The organism is Streptomyces sp. NPDC051172, from assembly GCF_040682555.1.
Classification (GTDB): Bacteria; Actinomycetota; Actinomycetes; order Streptomycetales; family Streptomycetaceae; genus Streptomyces.
Window position 1 is genome coordinate 1 of the sequence record NZ_JBFBBE010000056.1, and the last position, 18,898, is coordinate 18,898.

At 68.3% G+C, this 18,898-nt stretch carries 14 protein-coding genes and 1 pseudogene; 13 read left to right on the plus strand and 2 right to left on the minus strand.

Features of this window, described 5'->3' with window-relative positions; all coding sequences use genetic code 11:
• Both AB0N07_RS29260 and typA read left to right on the plus strand, forming a co-directional pair.
• Window positions 1-731: hypothetical protein (locus AB0N07_RS29260; protein ID WP_365840088.1), on the plus strand; the 731-nt coding region annotated here is incomplete at its 5' end.
• 134 nt (window positions 732-865) lie between these two features.
• Window positions 866-2,773 (plus strand): translational GTPase TypA, encoded by a 1,908-nt coding sequence (typA, locus tag AB0N07_RS29265; protein WP_365840091.1) that lies wholly within the window; start codon window positions 866-868, stop codon window positions 2,771-2,773.
• Window positions 2,774-2,926: 153 nt separating this feature from the next.
• Here typA and AB0N07_RS29270 read toward each other — a convergent pair.
• Window positions 2,927-3,215: pseudogene (locus tag AB0N07_RS29270) on the minus strand (VOC family protein); the annotation flags it as partial.
• 833 nt (window positions 3,216-4,048) lie between these two features.
• Here AB0N07_RS29270 and AB0N07_RS29275 point away from each other — a divergent pair.
• From AB0N07_RS29275 to AB0N07_RS29325, 11 genes are all read left to right on the plus strand, one after another.
• Entirely contained in the window at window positions 4,049-5,083 is a 1,035-nt protein-coding gene (locus AB0N07_RS29275; RefSeq protein ID WP_365840093.1) for an ABC transporter permease, read from the plus strand.
• A gap of 83 nt (window positions 5,084-5,166) precedes the next feature.
• Window positions 5,167-6,981 carry an ABC transporter substrate-binding protein gene (locus AB0N07_RS29280; protein WP_365840095.1) on the plus strand — a complete coding sequence of 605 codons (1,815 nt, stop codon included), beginning with the start codon at window positions 5,167-5,169 and terminating at the stop codon, window positions 6,979-6,981.
• A 94-nt stretch (window positions 6,982-7,075) separates the two neighbouring features.
• Entirely contained in the window at window positions 7,076-8,056 is a 981-nt protein-coding gene (locus AB0N07_RS29285) for an ABC transporter permease (protein WP_365840097.1), read from the plus strand.
• 22 nt (window positions 8,057-8,078) lie between these two features.
• Complete coding sequence (locus tag AB0N07_RS29290) at window positions 8,079-9,140, plus strand: ABC transporter ATP-binding protein (RefSeq protein WP_365840099.1); 1,062 nt, start codon at window positions 8,079-8,081, stop codon at window positions 9,138-9,140.
• Between the two features lie 11 nt (window positions 9,141-9,151).
• Entirely contained in the window at window positions 9,152-10,273 is a 1,122-nt protein-coding gene (locus tag AB0N07_RS29295; RefSeq protein ID WP_365840101.1) for an oligopeptide/dipeptide ABC transporter ATP-binding protein, read from the plus strand.
• A gap of 111 nt (window positions 10,274-10,384) precedes the next feature.
• A complete protein-coding gene (locus AB0N07_RS29300) occupies window positions 10,385-10,945 on the plus strand; it encodes a hypothetical protein (protein ID WP_365840103.1) in 561 nt (186 codons plus the stop codon).
• Window positions 10,946-11,048: 103 nt separating this feature from the next.
• Window positions 11,049-12,680, plus strand: coding sequence for an ABC transporter substrate-binding protein (locus tag AB0N07_RS29305; RefSeq protein WP_365840105.1), 1,632 nt, complete (start codon window positions 11,049-11,051; stop codon window positions 12,678-12,680).
• 6 nt (window positions 12,681-12,686) lie between these two features.
• Complete coding sequence (locus tag AB0N07_RS29310; RefSeq protein WP_365840107.1) at window positions 12,687-13,610, plus strand: ABC transporter permease; 924 nt, start codon at window positions 12,687-12,689, stop codon at window positions 13,608-13,610.
• Entirely contained in the window at window positions 13,603-14,580 is a 978-nt protein-coding gene (locus tag AB0N07_RS29315; RefSeq protein ID WP_365840109.1) for an ABC transporter permease, read from the plus strand. Before AB0N07_RS29310 ends, AB0N07_RS29315 begins: the two co-directional genes overlap by 8 nt.
• A 9-nt stretch (window positions 14,581-14,589) precedes the next feature.
• Window positions 14,590-15,573, plus strand: a complete 984-nt coding sequence (locus tag AB0N07_RS29320) for an ABC transporter ATP-binding protein (RefSeq protein ID WP_365840111.1) — start codon at window positions 14,590-14,592, stop codon at window positions 15,571-15,573.
• On the plus strand, window positions 15,566-16,621 hold the full coding sequence (locus AB0N07_RS29325) for a dipeptide ABC transporter ATP-binding protein (protein ID WP_365840113.1): 1,056 nt from the start codon (window positions 15,566-15,568) through the stop codon (window positions 16,619-16,621). Before AB0N07_RS29320 ends, AB0N07_RS29325 begins: the two co-directional genes overlap by 8 nt.
• Window positions 16,622-16,743: 122 nt before the next feature.
• Here the strand turns inward: AB0N07_RS29325 and AB0N07_RS29330 are convergent, their stop codons facing one another.
• Window positions 16,744-18,864: a prolyl oligopeptidase family serine peptidase gene (locus AB0N07_RS29330; protein ID WP_365840115.1), complete on the minus strand. Its 2,121-nt coding sequence runs from the start codon at window positions 18,862-18,864 to the stop codon at window positions 16,744-16,746.
• Window positions 18,865-18,898: the final 34 nt, after the last annotated feature.

Consider the following 18,898-nt stretch of genomic DNA (forward strand, 5'->3'; position numbering starts at 1 on the left):
CCATGAGGTCGGTATCGATCATGGTGCGGGCGCCGGGCGTCCGTGCGCGGGGCGGACGGGGGCGGGGCATGCGTGGTGTCGCACGCGGTAGTGGCACGGCGGGTCTGGCCGCGGCGGTGTTGTTCGCCGGGCTCACGGCCTGCACCGGCGGCGCGAGCGGACACCATGAGGCGAAGGCACCGGTGAGGGCCTGTGCCGACGGCAGCTTCACCTGGTCCGGTATCAGGCACACGGACGAGCTGACCGGCGTCTCCGACGTGGAGGTGCTGGGCGTCGGCGGCGGGCCGCTGCGGCACGGCATGCGGCGCGTGTCCAGCCCGCGGCCCTCGGTGCGCGGCGCGGGACCGGCCGTCTCCGCCGCCGAGGTCCTCTTCTCGCTGGGCAAGAGGATCGGCGCGATCGACTCCGACGCGCGCACGCTTGCGGAGGACGACGACGGCACGACGTACGCCTTCACGGATGTGCACGCCAAGGCCCCGGCACCGGTCGGCCGCACCAGCCGGATCGACGGAGCCGGGCACTTCGTGCAGTACGCCGGAGTGCGGATGGAGGAAGGTGACTTCCGCTACTCCTGCGCCGACGGCGGCACCACCACGGGCCATGCACGCAACTGGACGGTCGACCTGACCGGCATCCTCGACTGCCAGGTGAACGTCGCCCGCGACGGCCTCGCTCGCCAGGCGGCCCGGCACTCCTGTGCGGCGGGCTCCCCGGCAGTGCGGGACGCCTGAGCCGACGGCCCGGGCGAGCCGCCGCGGCCGAGGCCCCGTACCATGGGGTGAGGCCGTGGCGTGTCCAGCCCGGCAGGGTCCGCGTAACACAGACGTACGCGTCGGCCTTCCTCACACTCCAGGAGTACGCCTTCATGGCCACGCGCCACGACATCCGCAACGTCGCCATCGTCGCCCACGTCGACCACGGCAAGACGACCCTCGTCGACGCCATGCTGAAGCAGGCCGGTGCCTTCGCCGCGCACGCCGCCGAGTCGCTCGACGACCGAATGATGGACTCGAACGACCTGGAGCGTGAGAAGGGCATCACGATCCTGGCCAAGAACACGGCCGTGAAGTACCACCCGAAGGATGGCGGCGACGTCATCACCATCAACATCATCGACACCCCGGGTCACGCCGACTTCGGTGGCGAGGTCGAGCGCGGTCTGTCGATGGTGGACGCGGTGGTCCTGCTGGTCGACGCCTCCGAGGGCCCGCTGCCGCAGACCCGGTTCGTGCTGCGCAAGGCCCTCCAGCAGCGCCTGCCCGTCATCCTGTGCATCAACAAGACGGACCGCCCGGACTCCCGGATCGACGAGGTGGTCAACGAGACCTACGACCTCTTCCTCGACCTGGACGCCGACGAGGACCAGATCGAGTTCCCGATCGTCTACGCGTGTGCGCGTGACGGTGTGGCCTCGCTGACCAAGCCGGAGGACGGCACCGTCCCGGCCGACAGCGACAGCCTGGAGCCGTTCTTCTCCACGATCCTCTCCCACGTCCCGGCCCCGGAGTTCGACGCGGAGGCCCCCCTCCAGGCGCACGTCACCAACCTGGACGCCGACAACTTCCTCGGCCGTATCGCGCTGCTCCGCGTCGAGCAGGGCGAGCTGCGCAAGGGCCAGACCGTCACGTGGATCAAGCGTGACGGCACGATGTCCAACGTGCGCATCACCGAGCTGCTGATGACCGAGGCGCTCACCCGCAAGCCCGCCGAGAAGGCCGGCCCCGGTGACATCTGCGCCGTCGCCGGTATCTCGGACATCATGATCGGCGAGACCCTGGCCGACCCGGAGAACCCGATCCCGCTGCCGCTGATCACGGTCGACGAGCCGGCGATCTCGATGACGATCGGCACCAACACCTCGCCGCTGGTCGGTCGCGGCGGTACCGGCAAGGGCGCCGACAACAAGGCCGCGGTCAAGGACCGCAAGGTCACCGCGCGTCAGGTCAAGGACCGCCTCGACCGCGAGCTGATCGGTAACGTCTCCCTCCGCGTGCTCGACACCGAGCGTCCGGACGCCTGGGAGGTCCAGGGTCGCGGTGAGCTGGCGCTCGCCATCCTGGTCGAGCAGATGCGCCGCGAGGGCTTCGAGCTGACCATCGGCAAGCCGCAGGTCGTCACCAAGGACGTCGACGGCAAGGTCTACGAGCCGGTCGAGCGCATGACGATCGACGTGCCCGAGGAGCACATGGGTGCGGTGACGCAGCTCATGGGCGTCCGCAAGGGCCGCATGGACAACATGTCCAACCACGGCTCGGGCTGGGTCCGCATGGAGTTCGTGGTCCCCTCCCGCGGTCTGATCGGCTTCCGTACCGAGTTCCTGACCCAGACCCGCGGCACGGGCATCGGCCACTCCATCCACGAGGGCCACGAGCCCTGGTTCGGCCAGCTGCAGACCCGCAACAACGGCTCGCTGGTCGCCGACCGCGCCGGTGCCGTCACCGCCTTCGCGATGACGAACCTCCAGGAGCGCGGCGTGCTCTTCGTGGAGCCGGGCACCGAGGTGTACGAGGGCATGATCGTCGGCGAGAACTCGCGCTCCGACGACATGGACGTGAACATCACCAAGGAGAAGAAGCTCACCAACATGCGGTCGTCCTCGGCCGACACGTTCGAGGCGATCGTCCCGCCGCGCAAGCTCTCGCTGGAGCAGTCGCTGGAGTTCTGCCGCGACGACGAGTGCGTGGAGGTCACCCCGGAGGCGGTCCGCATCCGCAAGGTGAACCTGGACGCCCGCGAGCGCGCCCGTGCGGCGAGCCGCGCCAAGCACGGCTGACCTCAAGGGCACGTGGATGCCGGCTCCGAAGGATCGGGCCTGGCATCCACGGCCTCAGCCGCCTCAGAAACCTGACTCCCACTTCCTTTCCCACGCCTGCTGCCTCATCATCCCCCGGCAACGAACCGGGTCACTGCGCCAACCACTGCTGCCGTCCTGGTAGAGGCAGAAGGGGTGCCCGGCCGGGTCGAGCAGCACCCTGACGTTGTGCTGCGGCTGGTGGCCACTCTCCCGTGCGCCGAGTGCGAGCGGGCCAGACCGGCGGGACATACCCGTCCGCGCGCTGGAAGGCGATGTAGGCCACACCCTCTGACGGTGCGATGGCCGCCGCGTCGAAATCCTCCTTGGCGACCTCCCAGCCCAGCAGCTCCGCATGGAAGCGTGCCAGCGCCTGCGGATCGGGCGCCTGGAGCACGACTCCCCACCAGTCGTGTCTGGACATCCGCGGGGTGCCGGGCTCGTGGCCGGCGCATCCGTCCATGTCAGCGAGTACTCCCCGGTGTTCAGACAGATGTAGGGAAAACCCTAGTTCTCGTTCCGGATCCGTAAAGGCGGACCGAACCGGTCTAGGCTCCTGCCAGCGTGAGTTCTGGCCATCCGCCGTGAGAGCGATGCGAACGGCCCCGGGCCGTAGGCCCGGTGACCGAAAGTGATGGACTGCGCGGCCTATGCACAGTGGTCGTAGATCCGCAACTCAATTTTCATGTCTGTCGCGTTCGGTATACGGACATGCGGGTCCGATAGGTGTGTAACAAGTCCGTTTCGCAGGGATCTTTCGGCAAACCCTTTGTCCGGATTTTGGAAGATGTACGCGTAAGGTGTGATCGAACCGAGACCTTATGAGTGTGGTTCGGCCATGGCTCATGGCAGATAGTTAGGCGCGTAGCGCTCGGGTCGACGGGTCTCGCACTGTGGGGGCAGCGTGGACTCGCGAGCACAAGGGATGTCTGTCTATCCGTCAGGGGTGGCGGGGACCAGACATATGCCCTGCCTGTCGGTGAACACGTGGAGTCATGAGGAGGAGCCCCATGTGCGGTGTCATGAACACCAGGTGGGCCACGCCGCCCGCGATGGGCAACTGCCCTGCTGGTTGCGGCGGTTCACTCTGAGGGATTCGACGGCCGTTCAGCGCGGGCCAGCGCCTACGCGCGTCCGGCTGCGGATTTCTCGCTTCCTCGGGAGCTTCGACACTTCTTCATGAACCGGTCCCCGGTCGCGCACACCCTGCGGCGGCCGTCGGCTCGGCACACCCACACCTGTTGAAATGGACCAACTGTGACCAGTCCTATCGAGGTTGACGGCGGCGGTACGTCGGTCGTCGTCGACGGCGCCCCCCAGCCTCCGAAGGAGGCCGCGGCGGCCAAGCTCGAGGGCCGCTCGCCCGGCCAGCTGATGTGGATCCGCTTCAAGCGCGACCGCACCGGCGTCATCTCGGCGTTCGTCGTGCTCTTCTTCTTCGTCATCGCGGCCGCCGCGCCACTGATCGCGAAGCTGTACGGCAAGAACCCGTACACCATCTACGCCGACGTGCGCCCGGAGCTCTTCGACAGCGCGGGTGTACCGGTACAGCCCAACGGCGGCATCAGCAGCGAGTTCTGGTTCGGGCTCGAACCCGGCAACGGGTACGACGTGTTCACCAAGCTGATCTACGGCATCCGCACCTCGCTGATGATCTCCCTCGCGGTGACGGTCGCCACGGTGGTGACGGGCATCCTGCTGGGCATCGCGGCCGGCTACCTCGGGGGCAGGACCGACTACTGGATCGGCCGGGTCATCGACTTCCTGCTGGCCTTCCCCTCGCAGCTGTTCTTCATCGCCAGCATGCCGGTGGTGGTCTCGCTCTTCGTGAGCCCGCGCAACGAGACCCCGACCTATGTGCGCGTGCTCGCGCTCATCATCGTCCAGTGGTTCCTCGGCTGGATGAGCCTCGCCCGCATCCTGCGCGGCACCACTCTCGCCCTGCGCGAGAGGGAGTTCATCGAGGCGGCGAAGGTCAGCGGAGCCTCTCCCTGGCGGATCATCCGCAGGGAGCTCCTGCCGAACGTGGTGACGCCGATCCTCGTGCAGGCGACGTACATGCTGCCGAGCTTCGTGACCATCGAGGCGGGGCTCTCCTACCTCGGTGTGGGCGTCGTCGAGCCGACCCCCGACTGGGGCCAGATGTTCTCCAAGGCGTCGACCGAACTCGTCCTGCAGAACGACATCACCTACATGATCTTCCCCGGCGTCTCGATGGTCATCTTCGTCGTCGCGTTCAACCTGTTCGGGGACTCGGTCAGGGACGCCTTCGATCCCAGGGCAGCGCGCTGACCGAGAGTTTGGGCGTCCTCGCCCGGATACACACAGCAATTTCTTCGCATCAGGCGACATACAGATGGGTGGAGACTTCAGTGATGAGTAGGGGCGGACGCCAGACATACGCCGCGCTCTCCGTGCTCGCGGCGGGGGCACTCGTGCTCACCGGCTGCAGCAAGGGCGGCAGCAACGCCAGCGACAACGAGAAGAAGGACCAGCAGAACGCCAAGCGGCAGCAGGCGTCCATCAAGTTCGGCAACGCGGCGGACTCGCAGGGTCCGGCCGCCGCCGTCCCGGGCGCCAAGAAGGGCGGCGCCATGGAGGTGCTGCAGCGCGACTCCTACGCCCACCTCGACCCGGGACAGATATACGTCTCCGACGAGGGCTCGCTGGCCACGCTGCTCTTCAGAGGCCTCACCGGCTACAAGGCCACCAGCAACGACGGCAGCAAGCACGAGGTCGTCGGCGACCTCGCCACCGACTCCGGTACCACCACGGACGGCGGCAAGACCTGGAAGTACACCCTCAAGGACGGCATCAAGTTCCAGGACGGTACGCCGATCACCTCGGCGGACTTCCGGCAGACCTTCGAGCGTCTGTTCGCGCCCTTCATCAACCAGGGCCCGACGTACATCCAGCAGTGGATGGCCAACACCTCCAGCGCCGCCGACTACCGCAAGCTGCTGCCGGACGGCCCGTACAAGGGCAAGCACCTGCCCGACAGCGTCCTCGAGACGCCGGACGCCAAGACCATCGTCTTCCACTTCCAGAAGCCGCACCCCGACCTGCCGTACGCCCTCGCCATGGCGGGCTACGCGGTGGTGTCCAAGAAGGGTGACACGCAGCAGAAGTACGACAAGGCCCCGCTCGCGACCGGTCCGTACAAGATCCAGTCGTTCAAGTCCGGCAAGTCGATGACGCTGGTCAAGAACACCAACTGGGACCCGAAGACGGACCCGATCCGCAACCAGTACCCGGACCAGTTCAACTTCACCTTCAACGTCCAGTACGAGGGCTCCACCAAGGCGCTCCTCGCGGACACCGGTACCGACCAGACCGGCGTCAGCTTCAACAACTCGGTGGACGCGGGCAACATCAGCGCGGTCCTCGGCGGCAACGCGGCGATCAAGGCCCGTACGGTCTCGGGCTACCAGCCCTACGTCGGCCAGATCAACATCAACATGTCCCACGCGCCGCTGCAGGACAAGACGGTCCGTGAGGCCATCGCCTACGCCCTGCCGATCACGCCGATCATCCGCGCCTTCGGCGGCAGCTCGGCCGCGGAGGTCGCCGGCGGCTACATCAGCCCGACCGTCAGCGGCTACGACGCCTCCTTCGACCCGTGGGGCAAGAAGAAGAACCCCGGCGGTGACGCGGCCAAGGCCAAGGCGCTGCTGAAGAAGGCCGGCAAGCTCGGCCTGAAGCTGACCTACGGCTACCAGAACACGCCCGAGGGCCAGCAGTACTCCACGGCCATCGCCGCGGCCCTGAAGAACGCCGGCTTCAACGTTCAGCGCCAGGACATCCCGGCCGAGACGTACTACGACCAGGTCGGCAAGGCCAACAACAACTACGACATCTACGCCTCCGCCTGGGGCGCCGACTGGCCGTCCGCCTCGACCGTGATCCCGCCGGTGTTCGACGGCCGCACGATCGCCGACGGCTCGCCGAACTACTCGCACGTCAACGACCCCAAGGTGAACGCCGACATCGACGCCGCGAACAAGATCGCGGACCCGGTCAAGTCGGCCGAGGCGTGGGAGAAGATCGACCAGTACCTGGCCAAGGACGTCATCAACGCCGTCCCGACCATCTACTACAAGCAGGTCCAGATCTCCGGCTCCAAGGTCGGCGGCCTGGTCTACGACGACGTCCTCGGCGGTATCGACCCGCGTCGTCTCTTCATCAAGTAACCCCTCTGTCCGACCGGTACCCGGTGCGTCCGCCTCGCGCGGTGGTCGCACCGGGTACCGCCCGGCCCGCTGACGTCAGAGAGCTGCCCCTGTCATGCTGCGCTTCCTCGTCCGCCGGACCCTCGGTGCCGTCGTCATCCTCTTCCTGTTGAGCATCGTGACGTTCTTGCTGTTCTTCGGGATGCCTCGTGATCCGGCGCTGCTGATGTGCGGCAAGACCTGCAACCCGACCAGTCTCGCGAACATCCACCATGTGCTCGGCCTGGACAAGTCGATTCCCGAGCAGTACGGGATCTTCCTGAAGAACCTCGTCCTCGGCAGCAACCAGTTCGCCCAGGGCCCCTGCCCCGCCCCCTGCTTCGGGTACTCGTACCACACCAACGACCAGGTCTGGGCGACCATGATGGACCGCCTGCCCACCACCATCTCGCTCACCCTGGGTGCCGCGGTGGTCTTCCTGTTCGTGGGTCTGGGCACCGGCATGCTCGCCGCCTGGAAGCGGGGGACACTCTTCGACAAGTCGGTCACTGCGGGGTCGATGGTGATCGGGTCGCTGCAGATCTACTTCATCGGTCCGCTGTTGCTGGCGGCCCTCGTCTACCAGACCCACCTCTTCGACAAGCCCGTCTACAACGACTTCACCGCGAACCCGGTCAGTTGGTTCACCGGGCTGATCATCCCGTGGGTGGTGCTGTCCACGATCTTCGCCTCGCAGTACACCCGTATGGCGCGCTCGTCGATGATCGAGCAGCTCCAGGAGGAGCACGTGCGCACCGCCCGCGCCAAGGGCATGTCGCGCAAGTACGTCTTCTTCCGCTACGCCTGGCGCGGCTCGCTGATCCCGATCGTCACCATCTTCGGCATCGACCTCGGCTCGCTGCTGGGCGGCGCCATCATCACGGAGTACACCTTCGGACTGGCCGGCCTCGGCCGACTGGCCGTGGACTCCGTTCAGTTCAGCGATCTGCCGATGCTGCTGGGCGTGATGCTGTTCTCCGCCGCCATGATCCTGCTGTTCAACATCATCGTCGACGCCTGCTACGCCTTCATCGACCCGCGCGTGCGGCTCTCCTAGGCCGGGTAAGAGGAGCACTCTCGTGACCACATTGACCAAGGAAGCCGGCGCCCCCGTGCCGGCCGACGCGGGCACCTTCCTCTCCGTGCGGGACCTGCACGTCAGCTTCAAGACCGAGGACGGCGTCGTGAAGGCCGTCAACGGGCTCTCCTTCGACCTGGAGCGGGGCCGGACCCTCGGCATCGTCGGTGAGTCGGGCTCCGGCAAGTCCGTCACCAACCTGACGATCCTCGGCCTGCACAACCCGATGTTCACCACCGTCGAGGGCGAGATCCTGCTGGAGGGCAAGGAGCTCACCACCGCCCGGGAGTCGGAGCTGGAGAAGCTGCGCGGCAACAAGGTCGCCATGATCTTCCAGGACCCGCTCACCGCGCTCTCGCCGTACTACACGGTGGGCCGGCAGATCGCCGAGCCGTACCGCAAGCACACCGGGGCCTCGAAGAAGGCGGCCTGGGACCGGGCCGTCGAGATGCTCGGCAAGGTCGGCATCCCGAACCCCAAGGAGCGGGCGAAGGACTACCCGCACCAGTTCTCCGGCGGTATGCGCCAGCGCGCGATGATCGCCATGGCGCTGGTCTGCGACCCCGACCTGCTGATCGCCGACGAGCCGACGACGGCCCTGGACGTGACGGTCCAGGCCCAGATCCTCGACCTGCTGAAGGACCTCCAGCAGGAGTTCGGCTCGGCGATCATCTTCATCACCCACGACCTGGGCGTCATCGCCGACATGGCCGACGACATCATGGTGATGTACGCGGGCGGCGCGGTCGAGCGCGGCACGGTGAACGAGGTGATGCGCGCCCCGCAACACCCCTACACCTGGGGTCTGCTGAACTCCATGCCGCGCCTCGACTCGGACCTCGACGCCCCGCTCGCGCCGATCCCCGGCGCACCGCCCTCGCTGCTCACGCCGCCTTCCGGCTGCCGCTTCCACCCGCGCTGCACCTTCCAGGACCGGGTCGGCGGCAACCGCTGCGTCACCGAGCGCCCGCTGCTCGCCGCGGACCGCGCATCGGCGTGCCACCTCACGGCGGAACAGAAGCACACCATCTTCGTTGAAGAGATCAAGCCCCGTCTGGGCTAGGAGGACACGTCATGACAGAGGACCTCGTCCTTCCCGCCCCCCGCGACGCGGGCAGCGGCCCCAGCGGGGAACCGCTGCTCGAAGTCACCGGCCTGACCAAGCACTTCCCGATCAAGGGCGGCTTCCCGATCCGCCGTACGGTCGGCGCCGTGCAGGCCGTCGACGGTCTCGACCTCACCGTGCACGTCGGTGAGAGCTTCGGCCTGGTGGGGGAGTCCGGCTGCGGCAAGTCGACCACCGGCCGGCTGATCACCCGGCTGATGGAGCCCACCGGCGGCAAGATCTCCTACCGCGGCCAGGACATCACGCACGCCACGCGCAAGGAGCTGGCGCCGATCCGCTCCGAGATCCAGATGATCTTCCAGGACCCGTACTCGTCGCTGAACCCGCGGCAGACGGTCGGCAAGATCATCTCCGGTCCGATGGAGATCAACGGCATCGAGCCGGAGGGCGGCCGCGAGAAGCGCGTACGCGAGCTGCTCGAGATCGTCGGTCTGAACCCGGAGCACTACAACCGCTTCCCGCACGAGTTCTCCGGCGGCCAGCGTCAGCGCATCGGCGTGGCGCGGGCGTTGGCGCTCGAACCGAAGCTGATCGTCGCGGACGAGCCGGTGTCGGCCCTGGACGTGTCGATCCAGGCCCAGGTGGTGAACCTGCTCCAGAAGGTGCAGGACGAACTCGGCATCGCGTTCCTGTTCATCGCCCACGACCTCGCCGTCGTACGGCACTTCTCGCAGCGCGTGGCGGTGATGTACCTCGGCAAGATCATCGAGGTCGGTGACCGCGACTCCATCTACACCCGCCCTCGCCACCCGTACACCCACGCCCTGCTGTCCGCCGTTCCCGAGGTGAGTCTGAGCGGCGAGGACACCGGCGGGCGCGAGCGCATCCGTCTGGCGGGCGACGTCCCGTCCCCGATCGCTCCGCCCTCCGGGTGTCGTTTCCGTACCCGCTGCTGGAAGGCGCAGGACAAATGCGCGACCCAGGAGCCCCCGCTGATCCAGCTCTCCGGCAACCACGACGGGCATCTGACGGCCTGTCACTTCCCGGAGGAGCCGACCATCGAGGGTCGGGCGGAGGACATCGTGCTCGATCCGGCGCTGGCGGCGCTGGAGGAGGGCGCCGGGGAGTAACGGCCAACTGGTCGGCCGTACCGCGGAGATGATCTCAGGGGCGGCGGGGAGTGTCAGGACCCGCCGCCCCATCCTCGCCCGAGCCGGGGACTTCCTGCGCTTCCGCCCGTCATGCACAACACGCCGCCGACGACGCTCGAGAAACTGAGAACCAGCGACGCGGACGCGTACGGCGCCGAGGCCAGGGTCTTCGGCCGACCGGAGTCGGCCGGCGAGGCCCGGGCCGTCTTGTACCCGCCTCCGCGCGGCCGACTGACCCTCACCACCCTCACCATCCTCTCCGCCGAGCAGGCCGACATGCTCGCCGCCCACCTGGCCGGCCTCGGGCACACCTTCTCCGGCGTCACCTCGGACCACGACACCGCCACGGCTTTCGCCGGGGCGTGGAAACGGCACACGGGCGCAGCGCCGGTGCGCGACCGGCGGCCCCTTCTCGACCGACTCGGCACGCTCACCCCGCCGGAGCCGGTCCCACAGGGCGGGGTTCGGCTCGTGGACGAGGGAGACCATGAGCGTGTGATGCGCTGTACCTTCTGGGAGATCCCGGACGGCATGCCCGTCGCCATGGCGGGCGCGAACCCCATGGTGGCCGGCATGCTCCGCATCGGATACGTCCCCGTCGCGGACTTCACCGGGTACGACCTCTCCCCATCAGGGTGCGGAGGGAGCTGACCCATCCGGATGGCGCGTTCCCCCAACGGGCGGCGTGCGAGTGCGGTGTGCCGTCTCGGACCCGATATTGACCGGTAACGGACAGTATCCCGAGGAGGCCCCCATGCCCGCAGCCACGCACGCCAAATGGGCCGCAGGCGCCGCGGCGCTCGCACTTGCCGCGACGGGCTGCGGCGGCGGTGGTGGCGGTGGCGGCGGTGGCAACAGCAGTGCGGTGCTCAGCTCCTCCTGGGGGGACCCCCAGAACCCGCTGGAGCCGGCCAACACCAACGAGGTGCAGGGCGGCAAGGTCCTCGACATGATCTTCCGCGGGTTGAAGCGGTACGACCCGAAGACCGGCGCCGCCAAGAACATGCTCGCCGAGAAGATCGACACCTCGGACTCGAAGAACTTCACCGTCACCGTCAAGAGCGGCTGGAAGTTCAGCAACGGCGAGGCCGTCACCGCGAAGTCCTTCGTGGACGCCTGGAACTACGGCGCCAGCCTCAAGAACAACCAGAAGAACGCGTACTTCTTCGGGTACATCGAGGGCTACGACAAGGTCCACCCGGAAACAGGCAGCCAGACCGCCGACACGCTCTCCGGCCTCAAGGTCACCGGCACCAGGACCTTCACCGTCAAGCTGACACAGAAGTTCTCGACGTTCCCCGACACCCTCGGCTACGCGGCCTTCGACCCGCTGCCCGCGGCGTTCTTCTCCGACCACGCCGCGTGGATCAAGAAGCCGGTCGGCAACGGGCCGTACACGGTGCAGTCGTACACCAAGGGCTCGAAGATGTCCCTCAGGAAGTGGGACGGGTACCCCGGCACGGACAAGGCGCAGAACGGCGGTGTGGACCTCAAGGTCTACACCGACAACAACACCGCCTACACCGACCTGATGGCCGGCAACCTCGACCTGGTGGACGACGTCCCGGCCGCCCAGCTCAAGAACGTCAAGAGCGACCTCGGCAACCGGTACCTCAACACGCCCGCCGGCATCATCCAGACGCTCGCCTTCCCGTTCTACGACCCGGCCTGGAACAAGAGCGGCTCGGAGAAGGTCCGCAAGGGCCTGTCCATGGCGATCAACCGCAAGCAGATCACCGACACGATCTTCCAGAAGACCCGCACCCCGGCCACCGACTGGACCTCCCCGGTCCTCGGCACGAAGGGCGGCTTCCAGGACGGGCTGTGCGGGAGCAGCTGCGAGTACAACCCCAGCGAGGCCAAGAAGCTGGTCCAGGAAGGCGGCGGGCTGCCCGGCGGCCAGGTCAAGATCTCGTACAACGCGGACACGGGCTCCCACAAGGAGTGGGTGGACGCCGTCTGCAACTCCATCAACAACGCGCTCGGCAACGACAAGGCCTGCGTCGGCAACCCGATCGGCACCTTTGCCGACTTCCGCAACCAGATCGGGCAGCACAAGATGACCGGCCCGTTCCGGGCGGGCTGGCAGATGGACTACCCGCTCATCCAGAACTTCCTGCAGCCGCTCTACTACACCAACGCCTCCTCCAACGACGGCAAGTGGTCCAACAAGGAGTTCGACAACTTCGTCAACCAGGCCAACTCCGAGACCGACACCAGCAAGGCGATCGGGCTCTTCCAGAAGGCCGAGAAGGTCGTCCGCGACAACATGGCGGCCATCCCGCTCTGGTACCAGAACGGCAGCGCGGGCTGGTCCGACCGGCTCTCGAACGTCGCGCTGAACCCGTTCAGCGTCCCGGTCTACAACGAGATCAAGGTCGGCTGACCGCGCATGGGACGGTACGTGGTCCGGCGTCTGCTCCAGATGATCCCGGTGTTCATCGGGGCCACGCTGCTGATCTTCCTGATGGTGAACGTGATGGGCGACCCCATCGCGGGACTGTGCGGTGAGCGGCAGTGCGACCCGGCCACGGCCGCGCAGCTGAAGAAGGAGTTCGGCCTCGACAAGCCGGTGTGGCAGCAATACCTGACCTACATGGGGAACGTCTTCACCGGCGACTTCGGCACCGCGTTCAACGGCCAGAAGGTCACCGAGCTGATGTCGACGGCGTTCCCGGTCACGATCCGGCTGACGATCGTCGCGATCCTCATCGAGATCGTCTTCGGCATCACGCTGGGGGTGATCACCGGCCTGCGGCGTGGCCGGCCGGTCGACACCTCGGTCCTCCTGGCCACCCTCGTGGTCATCTCCGTCCCCACCTTCGTGACCGGCCTGCTGCTCCAGCTGCTCCTCGGCGTCGAGTGGGGCTGGATCAAACCGTCGGTCTCCCCCGACGCCACCTTCGGCGAGCTGATCGTGCCGGGCCTGGTCCTCGCGTCCGTCTCCCTGGCCTACGTCACCCGGCTGACCCGTACCTCCATCGCGGAGAACCGGCGCTCCGACTACGTCCGCACGGCCGTCGCCAAGGGCCTGCCCCGGCAGCGGGTGATCATCCGCCATCTGCTGCGCAACTCGCTGATCCCCGTGGTCACCTTCATCGGCACCGACATCGGCGCGCTGATGGGCGGTGCGATCGTCACCGAGCGGATCTTCAACATCCACGGCGTCGGCTACCAGCTCTACCAGGGCATCCTGCGCCAGAACACCCAGACCGTCGTCGGCTTCGTGACCGTACTCGTCCTCGTCTTCCTGGTGGCCAACCTGCTGGTCGACATCCTGTACGCCGTACTCGACCCGAGGATCCGCTATGCCTGAGCAGTACGAGTCCGAGGGCGCCATCTCCTCCACCGGCATGGGCGGTGCGATGGACCTCGCCGTGACCGAGGCGGAGACCCTGGAGCGGACCCCCGGCGGCCCGGAGGGCACCGGCCCGGCGGGCAAGCCGCGCTCCCTGTGGTCCGACGCCTGGCGCGACCTGCGCCGCAACCCGGTCTTCATCGTCTCGGCACTGGTGATCCTGTTCCTGGTCGTGATCTCCCTGTGGCCGTCCCTGATCGCCTCCGGCAACCCCCTCAAGTGCGACCTCGCCAAGGCCCAGGAGGGCTCCCAGCCGGGGCACCCCTTCGGCTACGACGGCCAGGGCTGCGACGTCTACACCCGCACGGTGTACGGGACCCGCATCTCCATCAGCGTGGGTGTCCTGGCCACGCTCGGTGTCGCGCTCCTCGGCTCGGTCCTCGGCGGGCTCGCCGGGTACTTCGGCGGGGGCTGGGACTCGCTGATGTCCCGGATCACCGACATCTTCTTCGCGATCCCGGTCGTGCTCGGCGGACTCGTCCTGCTCTCCGTGGTGACCAGCAACACGATCTGGCCGGTCATCGGGTTCATCGTGCTGCTCGGCTGGACGCAGGTCTACCGCATCGCCCGCGGCTCGGTCATCACCGCCAAGCAGAACGACTACGTGCAGGCCGCCCGCGCGCTCGGCGCCTCCGACTCCCGCATCCTGCTGCGGCACATCACACCGAACGCGGTCGCTCCGGTGATCGTCGTGTCGACCATCGCGCTCGGTACGTACATCGCGCTGGAGGCGACCCTGTCGTACCTCGGCGTCGGTCTGAAGCCGCCCACGGTCAGCTGGGGCATCGACATCTCGGCGGCTTCCCCCTACATCCGCAACGCCCCCCACATGCTCCTGTGGCCGGCCGGCGCGCTGGCGGTCACCGTGCTGGCGTTCATCATGCTCGGCGACGCGGTCCGCGACGCCCTCGACCCGAAGCTGAGGTGAGTCGCCGCCATGCTGCTCGAAGTGCGGGACCTGCACGTGGAGTTCCGGACCCGGGACGGGGTCGCCAAGGCCGTCAACGGGGTCGACTACGGCGTGGACGCGGGGGAGACCCTCGCCGTGCTCGGCGAGTCCGGGTCGGGGAAGTCCGTCACCGCGCAGGCGGTCATGGGCATCCTCGACATGCCGCCCGGGAGGATCACGGGCGGCGAGATCCTCTTCCAGGGCAAGGACCTGCTGAAGCTGAAGGAGGAGGAACGCAGGAAGGTCCGCGGCGCCGAGATGGCCATGATCTTCCAGGACGCGCTGTCCTCCCTCAACCCCGTGCTCTCCGTGGGCGACCAGCTCGGCGAGATGTTCGTCGTGCACCGGGGGATGTCGCGCAAGGACGCGCGCGCGAAGGCCGTCGAGCTGATGGAACGGGTGCGGATCCCGGCCGCCGGGGAGCGGGTCAAGGACTACCCGCACCAGTTCTCCGGCGGTATGCGCCAGCGCATCATGATCGCGATGGCGCTGGCACTGGAACCGGCGCTGATCATCGCCGACGAACCGACGACGGCGCTGGACGTCACCGTCCAGGCCCAGGTGATGGACCTGCTCGCCGAGCTGCAGCGCGAGTACAACATGGGGCTCATCCTGATCACCCACGACCTGGGCGTGGTCGCCGACGTCGCCGACCGGATCGCCGTGATGTACGCGGGCCGGATCGTCGAGTCGGCCCCGGTGCACGACATCTACAAGGTGCCCGCGCACCCGTACACCAAGGGCCTGCTGGAGTCGATCCCGCGGCTCGACCAGAAGGGCCAGGAGCTCTACGCCATCAAGGGCCTGCCGCCCAACCTCATGCACATCCCGCCGGGCTGCGCCTTCCACCCCCGCTGCCCGATGGCCCAGGACGTGTGCCGGACCGACGAACCGCCCCTGTACGAGGTGAACGGCGAAGAGCCGGACCGCCGCAGCGCCTGCCACTTCTGGAGGGAGTGCATGAATGGCTGAGTCGATTCTGCAGGTCAGAGGGCTCTTCAAGCACTATCCGCTCACTCAGGGAATTCTCTTCAAGAAGCAGGTCGGCGCGGTGAAGGCCGTCGACGGCGTGGACTTCGAACTCGCCCGCGGCGAAACCCTCGGCATCGTCGGCGAGTCCGGCTGCGGCAAGTCGACGGTCGCCAAGATGCTGGTCAACCTGGAGAAGCCGACGGCGGGGGAGATCCGCTACAAGGGCGAGGACATCGGCAAGCTGTCCGCCAAGGCCCTGCGAGCCGTGCGGCGCAACATCCAGATGGTCTTCCAGGACCCGTACACCTCCCTCAACCCCCGGATGACCGTGGGCGACATCATCGGGGAGCCGTACGAGATCCACCCCGAGGTGGCGCCCAAGGGCGACCGGCGCACGAAGGTCCAGGAGCTGCTGGAGGTGGTCGGGCTCAACCCCGAGTACATCAACCGCTATCCGCACCAGTTCTCCGGCGGCCAGCGCCAACGCATCGGCATCGCACGGGGGCTGGCGCTGCGCCCCGAGGTGATCGTCGCCGACGAGCCGGTCTCCGCGCTGGACGTCTCCGTGCAGGCCCAGGTCATCAATCTGATGGACCGGCTGCAGAGCGAGTTCGAGCTGTCCTACGTCTTCATCGCGCACGACCTGTCGATCGTCCGGCACATCTCGGACCGGGTCGGGGTGATGTACCTCGGGCGGATCGTGGAGACCGGCAAGGACGCCGAGATCTACGACCATCCGACGCACCCCTACACCCAGGCGCTGCTGTCCGCCGTCCCCGTGCCCGACCCGGTCGCGAGGGAGCGCCGGGAGCGGATCATCCTCGCGGGAGATGTGCCGTCACCGACGAACGTTCCCTCCGGCTGCCGCTTCCGCACGCGGTGCTGGAAGGCGCAGGAGCGGTGCGCGCTGGAGGTACCGCTGCTGGCGGTGCCGGCCGCGTTCCGGGGCGTGAGCGGCCCGGCCGCCCATGACTCGGCCTGCCACTTCGCGGAAGAAGCTCCGTCGACCAGGCCCTCCGCGCCGGGTGTCGTGCCGACCGATGAGTAACACGCAGGCAACTTGGCCGACCCGGTTCCGATATACGGACACGTCAGTCTCTAGAGCGTACGGCCGTGCGGGTGCCGTAAACGGGCCGGGGCTCGCCATGTAGCCCCGGCCCGTTGCCGTGCCTAGGCCGGCCCCAGCGACCGCTTCAGGAAGTCGAGTTGGAGCCGCAGCAGGTTCTCGGCGACCGACTCCTGCGGGGTCATGTGCGTGACGCCGGACAGCGGCAGCACCTCGTGCGGACGGCCGGCGGCCAGCAGGGCCGAGGACAGCCGCAGCGAGTGGGCGACCACCACGTTGTCGTCGGCGAAACCATGGATGATCATCATCGGCCGGTGCGGCTCGGCCGCGTCCACCAGTCCCGCGTCGTCGATGAGCGAGTTGCGGCGGTACACCTCCGGTTGCTCGTCCGGGTGGCCGAGGTAGCGCTCCTGGTAGTGGGTGTCGTAGAGGCGCAGATCGGTGACCGGGGCGCCCACCACGGCCGCGTGGAAGACGTCCGGTCGGCGCAGCACCGCGAGTGCCGCCAGATAGCCACCGAAGGACCAGCCGCGGATGCCGACCCGGCCCAGGTCCAGGGGGAAGCGGTCGGCGAGCGCCCGGAGCGCGTCCACCTGGTCCTCGACCGTGGCCCCCGCGAGGTCGTCGCGGACCGCCTTCTCCCAGGCCGGGGAGCGGCCCGGGGTGCCGCGGCCGTCCGCGACCACGACTGCGAACCCCTGGTCGGCGAACCACTGCGAGGTCAGATGCGGATTGTGCGCGGCGACCACCCGCTGGCCGTGCGGACCGCCGTAGGGATCCATGAGGACCGGGAGCGGGGTCTCGCCGTCGTGGTCGCGGGGAAGCAGCACGGCGCACGGGATGCGCCGTGCGCCCCCCTCGGTGAGGGTCACCCGCGGGGTCATACCGGGGTCCTCCGCGTACGAGGCGACGGTCGCCGTGTGCTTGCCTTCGCGAAGGACCCGCACGCGGGCGCCCGGCCGGTCCAGTGCGGCGGACACCAGTACGGTCACGCTCCCCGCACGCACCGCCGAGTGCACGCCGGGCTCCTGCGAGACGCGCTCCAGGCCGAGCTCGTTGACGCGGTAGACATGCACCTCGCCGGTCTCGGGGGCGTCGGCCTCCTCGCCGGCGGACGCGGCGATCAGCACGTTGTCGTCCGAGACGTCCAGCACCGCGCGCACGTGCAACTGCGGTCCCGTCAGCGGGCGTTCACCCACCGCCAGGACCCGGGCGCCGCCCTCGTCGACGATGCGCACCAGATGTCCGGACGGGCTCCAGCAGGGCACCCCGGGGAAGAGATCAAGCCAAACCTGATCTTCATCCGCGTGCACCAGCCGGGTCGCGCCCGTCCGCGGGCTCACGGCCAGGAACAACTGGCTGCGCTGGTCGCGCGCTTGGACGAGCAGCAGGGGCGCGCCCGCTTCTGACCAGTGCACATGCGCCAGGTACGGATAGCGTGCCCGGTCCCAGACGACCTCCGTGCGCGCCCCGTCCAGACCGATCACGAACAGCCGTACGTCCGCGTTGTCGGTGCCCGCCGCCGGGTAGGCGACGTGCTGTGGCTCACGTTCCGGCTGGGCCGGGTCGGAGATCCACCAGCGCCGTACCGGCGTGTCGTCCACGCGCGCGACCAGCAGCAGGTCTGAGTCCGGCGACCACCAGAAGCCGCGCGATCGGCCCATCTCCTCGGCCGCGATGAACTCGGCCAGACCGTAGGTGACGTTCGCCGACTCCGGCTCCGCCAGGGCCCGTTCGTCCTTGCCCTCGGCGCCCACCACGCGCAGCGCACCCTGCGCGACATAGGCGACGTGCCGGCCGTCGGGGGAGGGGCGCGGGTCGATCACTGGTCCGGGGGCGGGGAGTTCGCGTGCCGTACCGGCCCGCAGTTCGGCCGTGAAAAGCCGCCCTGACAAGGCGAAAGACGCCAACTCCACGGCTGCGTCGGTGGCGTAGCCGACGATGCCGGCGCCGCCCTCGCGGCTGCGCTCGCGGCGCGCCCGCTCCTCGGGCGGAAGCTCCTCGGAGGCGCCGCCGAGCAGGGCGCGCGGGTCGGCCGCCACGCGCTCCCCGCCGTCCCGTACATCGAGAACCCACAGGGAACTCGCCATGTCCGTACCGGAGGTGGAGCGCAGGAAAGCGACACGGGTGCCGTCGGGCGCCACGGTGAAGGCGCGCGGCGCGCCCAGGGTGAACCGCTGGGTGCGGGCGTGCCTGCGGGGGAAGGAGTCGGACGTCGTCGTCATGCCCTGACCATATTGGCCATGCGCCCCCTTGTGC

Coding starts and splice junctions, on each gene's coding strand:
- typA (WP_365840091.1), top strand. CDS start 866: ATGGCCACGCGCCACGACATCCGCAACGTCGCCATCGTCGCCCACGTC.
- AB0N07_RS29295 (WP_365840101.1), top strand. CDS start 9,152: ATGACAGAGGACCTCGTCCTTCCCGCCCCCCGCGACGCGGGCAGCGGC.
- AB0N07_RS29300 (WP_365840103.1), top strand. CDS start 10,385: ATGCACAACACGCCGCCGACGACGCTCGAGAAACTGAGAACCAGCGAC.
- AB0N07_RS29330 (WP_365840115.1), bottom strand. CDS start 18,864: ATGACGACGACGTCCGACTCCTTCCCCCGCAGGCACGCCCGCACCCAG.
- AB0N07_RS29305 (WP_365840105.1), top strand. CDS start 11,049: ATGCCCGCAGCCACGCACGCCAAATGGGCCGCAGGCGCCGCGGCGCTC.
- AB0N07_RS29325 (WP_365840113.1), top strand. CDS start 15,566: ATGGCTGAGTCGATTCTGCAGGTCAGAGGGCTCTTCAAGCACTATCCG.
- AB0N07_RS29285 (WP_365840097.1), top strand. CDS start 7,076: ATGCTGCGCTTCCTCGTCCGCCGGACCCTCGGTGCCGTCGTCATCCTC.
- AB0N07_RS29310 (WP_365840107.1), top strand. CDS start 12,687: ATGGGACGGTACGTGGTCCGGCGTCTGCTCCAGATGATCCCGGTGTTC.
- AB0N07_RS29320 (WP_365840111.1), top strand. CDS start 14,590: ATGCTGCTCGAAGTGCGGGACCTGCACGTGGAGTTCCGGACCCGGGAC.
- AB0N07_RS29280 (WP_365840095.1), top strand. CDS start 5,167: ATGAGTAGGGGCGGACGCCAGACATACGCCGCGCTCTCCGTGCTCGCG.
- AB0N07_RS29315 (WP_365840109.1), top strand. CDS start 13,603: ATGCCTGAGCAGTACGAGTCCGAGGGCGCCATCTCCTCCACCGGCATG.